The sequence below is a fragment of the Salinarimonas rosea DSM 21201 genome, assembly GCF_000429045.1.
In the GTDB taxonomy this organism is placed as follows: domain Bacteria; phylum Pseudomonadota; class Alphaproteobacteria; order Rhizobiales; family Beijerinckiaceae; genus Salinarimonas; species Salinarimonas rosea.
In genome coordinates this window covers 1-8,739 of sequence record NZ_AUBC01000047.1, presented here as the reverse complement: position 1 = coordinate 8,739, position 8,739 = coordinate 1, and the positions used below count along the sequence as shown (strand labels likewise).

At 63.1% G+C, this 8,739-nt stretch carries 9 protein-coding genes; 3 read left to right on the top strand and 6 right to left on the bottom strand.

Annotation, left to right across the window (positions count from 1 at the left end; all coding sequences use genetic code 11):
• The 6 genes from G407_RS0121115 to G407_RS29180 form a co-directional block, all read right to left on the bottom strand.
• A partial coding sequence (locus G407_RS0121115) for a helix-turn-helix domain-containing protein (RefSeq protein WP_029032409.1) occupies positions 1-211 on the bottom strand: 211 nt, incomplete at its 3' end.
• A gap of 56 nt (positions 212-267) precedes the next feature.
• Positions 268-1,113, bottom strand: coding sequence for an ABC transporter ATP-binding protein (locus tag G407_RS29185; RefSeq protein ID WP_052341712.1), 846 nt, complete (start codon positions 1,111-1,113; stop codon positions 268-270).
• Positions 1,110-2,009, bottom strand: coding sequence for an ABC transporter permease (locus tag G407_RS0121105; RefSeq protein ID WP_084327700.1), 900 nt, complete (start codon positions 2,007-2,009; stop codon positions 1,110-1,112). Before G407_RS0121105 ends, G407_RS29185 begins: the two co-directional genes overlap by 4 nt.
• Positions 2,002-2,979 (bottom strand): ABC transporter permease, encoded by a 978-nt coding sequence (locus G407_RS0121100; RefSeq protein ID WP_029032407.1) that lies wholly within the window; start codon positions 2,977-2,979, stop codon positions 2,002-2,004. Before G407_RS0121100 ends, G407_RS0121105 begins: the two co-directional genes overlap by 8 nt.
• Before the next feature lie 92 nt (positions 2,980-3,071).
• Positions 3,072-4,727 carry an ABC transporter substrate-binding protein gene (locus G407_RS0121095; protein ID WP_029032406.1) on the bottom strand — a complete coding sequence of 552 codons (1,656 nt, stop codon included), beginning with the start codon at positions 4,725-4,727 and terminating at the stop codon, positions 3,072-3,074.
• A 48-nt stretch (positions 4,728-4,775) separates the two neighbouring features.
• Positions 4,776-5,531: an aspartate/glutamate racemase family protein gene (locus G407_RS29180; RefSeq protein WP_156917667.1), complete on the bottom strand. Its 756-nt coding sequence runs from the start codon at positions 5,529-5,531 to the stop codon at positions 4,776-4,778.
• Between the two features lie 117 nt (positions 5,532-5,648).
• Between G407_RS29180 and G407_RS0121085 the strand changes: the two genes are divergently transcribed.
• From G407_RS0121085 to G407_RS0121075, 3 genes are all read left to right on the top strand, one after another.
• Positions 5,649-6,461: an IclR family transcriptional regulator gene (locus G407_RS0121085; RefSeq protein WP_029032405.1), complete on the top strand. Its 813-nt coding sequence runs from the start codon at positions 5,649-5,651 to the stop codon at positions 6,459-6,461.
• Positions 6,462-6,611: 150 nt separating this feature from the next.
• On the top strand, positions 6,612-8,336 hold the full coding sequence (locus G407_RS0121080; protein ID WP_043540322.1) for a M28 family peptidase: 1,725 nt from the start codon (positions 6,612-6,614) through the stop codon (positions 8,334-8,336).
• A 111-nt stretch (positions 8,337-8,447) separates the two neighbouring features.
• Positions 8,448-8,739, top strand: a 292-nt coding sequence (locus G407_RS0121075) for an IS5 family transposase (RefSeq protein ID WP_029031767.1), incomplete at its 3' end; no start/stop codon positions are given.

Below are 8,739 nucleotides of genomic sequence, written 5' to 3'. Positions count from 1 at the left end.
AGCGCGACGGCGATGTCGGCGGCCGCCATCCACCGGCTCTCAACCAGCGCCGAACCGTGTTCCGCGAGCACCCCAGCTCCGCCGCGATCCGCTTCGAGCCCCACCCGAGCGCCTTCAGCGACAGCATCGCCGAGACCTCGTCCGGCTCCTTCATCTCCAGCCCCCGTGCAATCTGCTCCTGGGGGCATCTGTGCATCCATGCGTCGTCCATCGCGACCTCCTGCTCGACGGCAGGGGGTCAGTTCCTCATGGCGCCAAGGGGGTCAGTTAGTCGTGTCGCCCGACAGGAGGCGCGCCCTCGATCGGGGTCAGCACACCGGAGGCTGCTCCCTGAAGATCGGGGAACGCGTTGCGCAAACCCATGGTGTAGGGATGGGACGGCTCGGTCAGCGTCGCCTGCATGGTGCCGGATTCGACCACCTTGCCGGCATACATGACGACGGTGCGGTCGCAGATGTATGCGACCACCGAAATGTCGTGCGTGACGAGAATCACCGAGATGCCGAGCGCAACCTGTAGCTCCCGAAGCTGGTCGAGAATCTGGCGCTGTACAATCACGTCGAGCGCCGTTACCGGCTCATCGGCGATGACGAGCTTGGGGTTGAGCGCCAGCGCCAGTGCGATCGCCACGCGCTGCCGCATACCGCCGGAAAACTGGTGCGGGTAGTCCGACAGGCGTCCCCGGTCGATGCCCACCAGCTCGAACAGTTCCTCGCAGCGTCTACGCGCATCCCGGCGGCCGAGCCCACCGCGCCGCCGCAATACCTCGTTGAGCTGGTATTCTACGGTGTAGACCGGATCGAGCGAGTTCATCGCGCTCTGCGGCACGAATGCGATGTCGCGCCAGCGCAAGGCGTTCATCTCGCGCTCCGGGAGTGTCACGAGATCCCGGCCGCCGAACATCATCCGGCCGCCCGTGATCGCGGCATTGTCGGCAATGACGCGCGTCAGCGCCTTGGCGACCGTCGTCTTGCCGCAACCCGATTCGCCGACGAGACCGACGATCGAGCCACGCGGCACATCGAAGCTCGCGCCGTCGACGGCGTCGATCTTGCCAAAACCGACGGTATAGCTGACCTTGAGGTCGCGGACGGAAAGCAGCGGTTCAGTCATCGGCCAAGCTTGGGAAAGAGGATGTTCTCGTAGCCGCGCGTGATGAAGAAGCCGGCGGACACGACGAGAATGATGCAGAAGCCCGGCGGCACGAACCAGTAGTAGGCCTGCTTGGCCAGCGCCTGGCTGGCGAACGCGTCCTGCAGCATGTAGCCCCAGCTTATCGACTGCGGATCGCCGAAGCCGAGGAACGAGATCGAGGCTTCCGTGAGAATGGCCCAGCCGATCGCGATCGAGCCGTAGAGGAACGATAGCGGTAGGATGTTGGGCGCGATGTGGCGCAGGATGATCTTCAGGTCGGAAGAGCCGGCGACGCGCGCGGCGTCGACATAGCCACGGGAGCGCAGCGTCAGCACCTGGCTGCGAATGACACGCGCCGTGTCGCGCCACAAGACCAGCGCCATTGCGATCACCACGTTCCAGATGGAGGGTTCCAGAAACGCCGCCAGCACGATGACGAAGGGCAGGAACGGAATGCCGAATGCGATGTCGGCAAGGCGCATCAGGATTACGTCGACCCAGCCGCGAAAATAGCCGGATACGAGGCCGACTATGGAGCCGATCAGCGCCACCATGAACGCCGCCGTGATCCCGATGAGCAGCGCCGAGCGCGAGCCGTGGACGATCTGGGAGAAGATGTCGCGGCCAAGGCTGGTGGTGCCGAGTATGTAGCCGTCCTCCCCCGGCCGCAGGTCGGCGGCGAGATTGTAATCGGGCGTGAAGAGAATTTCCGTCGGCTCGTAGGGCGCAATCTGGTCGGCGAAGATCGCGGTCAACACGAACAGCGCGTAGATCAGCAGTCCGAGCACGGCGAACGGCTCGTTCAGCGGCAGGCGCAGGCTGCGGAACAGGCGTCCGATCAGGCTCGGTTTTCTTTCCACCGCAGCATCAAGCATGGCTGATCCTCGGATCGAGAAAGGCATAGAGAAGGTCGGCAATGAGGTTCATCACGATGACCACGACGGCGATCATCAGGAAGGCACCCTGCGCCAGCGGATAGTCCGAGGCGGAAACGGCGTTGACGAGCTCGCGGCCGAGACCGGGCCATGAGAACACCGACTCGACCACGACATTGCCCTGAAGCTGGTATCCGACGGCAATCGCAAACGAGGTCATGACCGGCAGCAGCGCGTTGCGCGCCGCGTGGCGTACAACGACGGTCCAGTTCGACAGGCCCTTGATGCGCGCCATGGTGACGAAGTCTTCCTTCATCACGTCCAGCATGTTGGAGCGCATGAGAAGCAGCGGCAGGCCCTGGCTGTAGATGGCCAGCGTCAGTGCCGGCAAGGCCAGGTAGGTCAGGAAATCGCGAGAGGTGTAAAGCGCCCACAAGCTGTCGTAGTTCGCGCCGGCCGGGCGCGTGCCTCCGGCTGGGAACCAGCCGAGATTGAAGGAGAAGACTGCGAGCAAGACCATGCCCAGCCAGAACTCCGGCATGGCGCGCGTCGTCAGCACGAGCGGGATCGCCGCGTGCTCGACCACGCCGCCGCGCTTCCAGGCAAGATAGGCACCGGCGAGGATGCCGAACACATAGGCGATGATGAGCGAGGTGAAAGTCAGGATCAGCGTGTTGGGCAGTAGCGCCAGGATACGGTCAGCGACAGGCTCGCGATAACGGAAGCTCTGGCCGAGTTCACCCTGCAGCAGGTTGCCGACATAGATCAGGTATTGCTCCCACAGTGGCTTGTCCAAACCGAACTGCGCCATCAGCGCCTGCTGCTGCTCGATGGTGAAGGTCGGATCGATGTAGGCCGCCATCGGGTTGCCCGGCATGAGCCTGAACATCAGGAACAGGATCGTCACCACGGCCCAAAGAACAAGCAAGAGCTGAAGCGTACGGCTGAGTGCCGCCTTCAGGTGAGGCATGGGAGAGCTCCAAAATCGGCAGCGCCAGGCGGCAGGTATCGCCAGATAATTGCCGGCACGCCGACGAATGCCAGCGCGCCGCCCGGAATCAACTACTTCGCGAACTCTTCAGTCTTGTCACCCGGATAATGCAGGCGCCCGCCTTCGAGCGTGTAGCCTGCCTCTTCGAGCATCCGCGCGGCCACGTCGATGCCGGTCTCGAACCCTTCCATAACGGCCGGATCGTACCAGAACTCGAGCGCCGGAGAGATCACCGAGTTGGACGGCACCGCGAAGCCTCGGAAGGCAGCGCCCACGATCAGGCGGCGGTCGACGGCCTGTGAGAGAGCCTTGCGGAATGCGGGATCGTCGAACGGCGCGCGGCGATTGTTGAACGCCACGTAGCGGAACCCCATCTCCACCGTGGATACAACCTCGAGATCGCCGTCCTGCTCGGCCGCCTGGATCAGCACCTGCGGATCGCCCGAAAACTCACCCATGAAGTTGATCTCGCCGGAGCGCAGCATGCCGAGGGCGGCTTCCACGTTCGGGACGATGCGCAGGATCCAGCGATCGGCCTTTGGCGCGTTGAAGTGATCCTCGTTTGCGGAGAGAACGATTTCCTCATTGGTCAGCCAGCGCTCGAACTTGAAAGGACCGGAGCCGATCGGTGTCTGCTCCTGATAGCTTTCGGCGTTTTCCTCCTTGGTCTTCAGGTCCTCGATAACCGGCTCCCAGACGTGCTTGGGAATGAGGTTGATCTTGGCGAGGCTGGAGGTGATGAACGACGCGGCCGGCTGCTTCAGCGTGAAGACGAGGTTGAGGTCGTCGACCACCTCAATCGTCTCGATGTTGGACGCAAACGGCGCATACATGGGCGCCTCGCCCGATACAGCCGTCTCGAAGGAAAATTTGACGTCCTCGGCGGTCAGCGGCTCGCCATCATGCCAGTTCATGCCCTCGCGGAGCCTGACCTCGATGGTCTTGTCGTCGCGCCACTCGTAGCTTTCGGCGGCCCAGGGCTGCGGTAGGCCGTCGGGGCCGACGCGCGCGATGCGGTCGTAGACCAGTTCGAACACCCAGCTATCGACGCCGCCGGAAATGTAGAGCGGGTTGATCGCCTGAACGTTGTCGCCCGAATTGAGGATGATGTCCTTCTGCTCCCCCAGCGGCTCCAGCGACATGAAGGTCCAGGTATTGCGGATCCCGATGCCGCTCTGCTCGACCACCGATTCCTTGTTCCAGACGGTACTGTCGAACGCGAAGGTCTGCCGCGGATGAACCAGCATCATGTTGGGCTGATCGGCAGCCAGAATCTCCTGCGCCTTGTAGATAAGCTCCTTGCGCGCCTCCTCGTCGATCTCGACGCGCTGCGCTGTCGCCACTTCATCATAGGCCGGGTTTACGTAGCCGATGAAGTTGTAGCCCTTTTCCGCGGTCGACGAATGGAACAGGTTGTAGATGATCTCGTCCGGATCGGACCGCTCAGGACGACCTACCATCTGCCAGGCAGTCACGTCCCACGCCTCGCGCTGGTACCAGACGATGTCGGACATTTGCTCCCACGGCATCACCCGAACATTCACGTCGAGACCGAGCTTGCGCCATTCCTGCGCGATAAGCTGGATCGACTGGAATTCCTGCGGCTGAGCAGCCTGAGGACGGGTAAAAAGATCGATCGTGCGGATCTGATCGCCGGCAAGTGCCGGCACCGCGGCCGTAGCCGCGAGAATGGCAGCCAAACCGACCGCCCTGAAGCTGGGCCTCATGCTAGTTCTCCTCTGGATGGGTACCGTTTGCTCTTGTTGGCACGCCGCTCATGCAACGCGCAGGGTCTCCACGGACTGCCCGGCCCTCATCTTGGCAGGCGTCGGGAATGCGGTCTTCGAGTGGGAAAGCCCCATCGAAACAAGCGTTTCGGCATGCTTGAGCGCGGCCTTGCCGGCGTTGACGGCTGGGGCTCCGACGGCAGCCGAGATTTCGTCCGCAATGTTGAGGAACGACATCGTCATGCAGCCGAAAAGGAGCGCATCGGCACGGTCCTGCTCGACGCACGCTTTCGCGACATCGATCAGGCGGGATTTCGTCGCATCCGGGTCATTCATCAGATCGAGCACGGGAATGCCCGTTGCGCGCACCGAGGCGAGCTTTGCCTTCACGCCGGCCCGGTAGGCGAGAAGTTCCTGGCCCGCCGCCATGCTGTCGAAGATGGTTAGGATCGAGAATTTGTGGCCGAGCCCCGCGGCCAGCAGCAAGGAACTCTCGCAGGGACCGACCACCGGCATCGTCACCATCTCGCGCGCGGCGTCGAGTCCGGGATCGCCGAAACAGCCGATGATCGCACCATCGAAGCCGTCGCGCTCGCACTTCATGATCAGTTCGATCGTGGCGGGCACGCACATCGCCTCTTCGTAGGCGGACTCGATCGAGGCCGGGCCGCTCGGCACATCGACGACCGAGACCTCGGTACCCGAAAACGCCCAGGCATTGAGCAGCTCCTCACGGCGGCGCATTTCCTGCGCCCCCATCGATGTCTTCGACATGGGTCCTGGCACGACGTAAGCGATCCGCATTGACATATCCCTCTTGTTTCATTAGCTGAAACAACGTTTCCTATTTCACTCACTAAACCACAATTTTCCGATATTGCAACAGCCCGGCGCTGACGCGATAATCGGTCGGGAGGACACATGACGAACGAGAGACAGGATCGCGATTACCGGATAGCCGCGGTAGACCGGGCGCTTCTCGTGCTTGAAGCGCTTGGCGAAAAGCCCGGCCAGGGCGTGACCGCGCTCTCGAAGTCTCTCGGCCTGACCAAGTCGATCGTCTTCCGCCTGCTCCAGACGCTCGAGGAGCGCGGCTTCGTGTTCCGCGACTCGGAGCTGGCCGTCTACTCGCTCGGATACCGGGTGGGCGTTCTCGGCGAACGCGTAGGACGGGACGGCAGCCTTCTGTTTGCGGCGCGACCCGTAATGGACGCGTTGCGCGACCGGACCTCGGAAAACGTCAACCTCGTCGTGCGGGAAGGATTGCGCTCCCTGGTTCTGGCAACGCGAGCGGGGCATCATTCCATACGCCTGTTCGCTCAGGCCGGACGCAACGGTCCGCTTCACGCCGGCGGTGGATCCCTGTGTCTGCTGGCATTCGCGGACCAGAGCGTCATCGACGCCGTGCTGTCGGGGCCGCTGGAGGCCTTCACCCCCTACACCATCACCGACCGCCACAAGCTGCGTCAGCTGCTCGAGCGAATCCGCGCGAACGGCTTCAACATAGCGCTCAACGATCTCGACGAAGGCGCGTTCTCGGTGGCAGCACCGATCATGGGACCGCACGACGATGTCATCGCGGCGATTTCGGTGGCCGGCGCGATGGTGCGCTTCGACGAGGAGCGCCGCGATCAATATATTCGCGCGGCGCGCGAGGCCGCAGCCGAAATTTCTTCGAAGCTCTCGCTCCATCCTGGCGAGCCGGCCCACATCGGCGCCCCGCTGATCGCCTGAACGCTTTCCCCCTCCTCATGATCGCTGCCTCCCGAACGGGCCGGAGCGCCGTTCACGTGACCCGCTTTACCGAACGCGCGAGCTCTGGTAGCGTGATCTCGATGTGAAACGACGTTCTACTGGCTGAAACACTCCGGGAGCCTTCCTTCCATGAACCAGACTGAGACCGAGATTCTGTCGGCCGCGACCATCGACGAACCATGGGCGCTGGTGGAGAGCTTCTCGACCTTCAAGCGCGAGCATCCCACGGACGTGAACCGTGGAATGGACGAGGTGGTGCAGCGCCTTCGCAAGCACGGCGTCGAAGTGAGGGTGCATGAGCCGAGCCTCTATCTGAGCCTTCCGGGGCCTGCGCACGTGGAAGCCGAAGGCAAGTCCTTCAGGGCCAAGCCGCCCGCCTACAGCGTCGATGCGCGCAAGGGGATTTCGGGCGAGTTGGTCTATGTGGGCGCGCGCCACAACGCCATGATCACCGACATGTTCGAACAGAAGGTCGAAACGACCGATGAACTGGCCAACCGCGTGCGCGGCAAGATCGTCATTTCGGAAGGCTTCGCGAGCCCCGGCCTTGTCTCGCAGTTCGAAGAAATCGGCGCAATCGGCGTGATCGGCATCAACCCGGGCATCGACGTGCACTGGGGCATCTGCACGACGATCTGGGGCACCCCAGATCTCGACGGCCTGCCGCGCAAGCCGAAGATCGCGGCGGTCGCCGTCAACAAGCCGGATGGCGAGGCGCTGATCGAGATCGCCGAGAAGGGCGGCAAGATCACGCTCTTCACGGAAATGGAGGAAGGCTGGTTCACTTCCAAATTGCCGGAGGTCTTCATCCCCGGCACCGAAGAGCCGGAAAAATACGTCTTCCTGCACGGCCATCTCGACAGCTGGGACGTGGGTGTCGGCGACAACGCCACGGGCGACGCGACCATGCTGGAGCTCGCGCGCGTGCTCTGGGCGAACCGGGGCAAGCTGAAGCGTTCTGTCCGCATCTGCTGGTGGCCGGGGCACTCGACTGGCCGCTATGCCGGCTCGACCTGGTTCTCCGACGCCTTCGCGCTCGATCTGGAAGAAAACGCCGTGGCGCAGGTCAACTGCGACAGCCCTGGCTGCCGCTGGGCCAGCGAGTTCATCAATCTGTGCCGGATGAGCGAGACCGAAGCCTTCCTCGCCGAAGTGATCGAGGAAGTCGCGGGCAAGGCCATCGAAGGCGAACGCCCGCACCGCGCCGGCGACTACTCCTTCAACAATATCGGCATCTCCAGCTATCTGATGCTGTCATCGACGATGCCCGACGTTCTGCGCGAGGAGAAGGGCTACTACACGGTCGGCGGCTGCGGCGGCAATATCGCCTGGCACACTGAAAACGATACGCTGGAGATCGCCGACAAGGACATCCTGCTGCGAGATATCAAGGTCTACCTGCTTGCCGTGCTGCGCAATGCCAACGCTACGATTCTGCCGTTCGACTGGCGCGCGACGACGAGAGAGTTCACCGAGACGATCGATGCCTATCAGGCCAAGGCCGGGGATCGTTTCGACCTGTCCCCCTCGAAGAAGGCCGTTGCCGAACTGAGCAGCGCGCTCGAGAACTTCTACGCCAGCGTCGAAGCCGGAAAGATCGCGCCCAGGATCGCAAACCAGGTCATCCAGGATCTGGCCCGCATCCTCGTGCCAATCAACTTCACCCGCGTTCCGCGCTTCCACCACGACCCGGCGCTGACCGTGCCGGCGCTGCCCTCGATCGCGGTCGCGGCCGATCTCGACAGCCATGCGGACACACTCGGGTTTGCAAAGACGCAGCTCGTGCGAGGCCAGAATCAGCTCGTATCGGCGCTCCGCCACGCCAAGCGCCACATAGCGATTCTGACTTCATGATTGGGTCGCGGGAAGGTGTCAGTGGCTTAGGCTCTGGCCCCATAAACGGCAAAGCGGATTTGATCGGTCGAGCGTAGGATGATTCAACCTCCCTGATGGAGGGAGGATTCGATGCGCCGCCACGAGCTGACCGATGAGGAATGGGCGATCATCCAGCCGCTTCTGCCGAACAAGGTGCGCGGCGTGCCCCGGGTGGACGACAGGCGGGTTCTGAACGGCATCCTCTGGCGCTTCCGCACGGGTGCGCCCTGGCGGGACGTGCCCGAGCGCTACGGCCCGCGCACGACGCTCTACAACCGCTTCGTCCGATGGCGGAAAGCCGGCGTCTGGGACCGAATCCTCGACGCCGTCTCGGAGGCTTACGACGGCGACATCGTGATGATCGACAGTTCCTGCGTCCGCG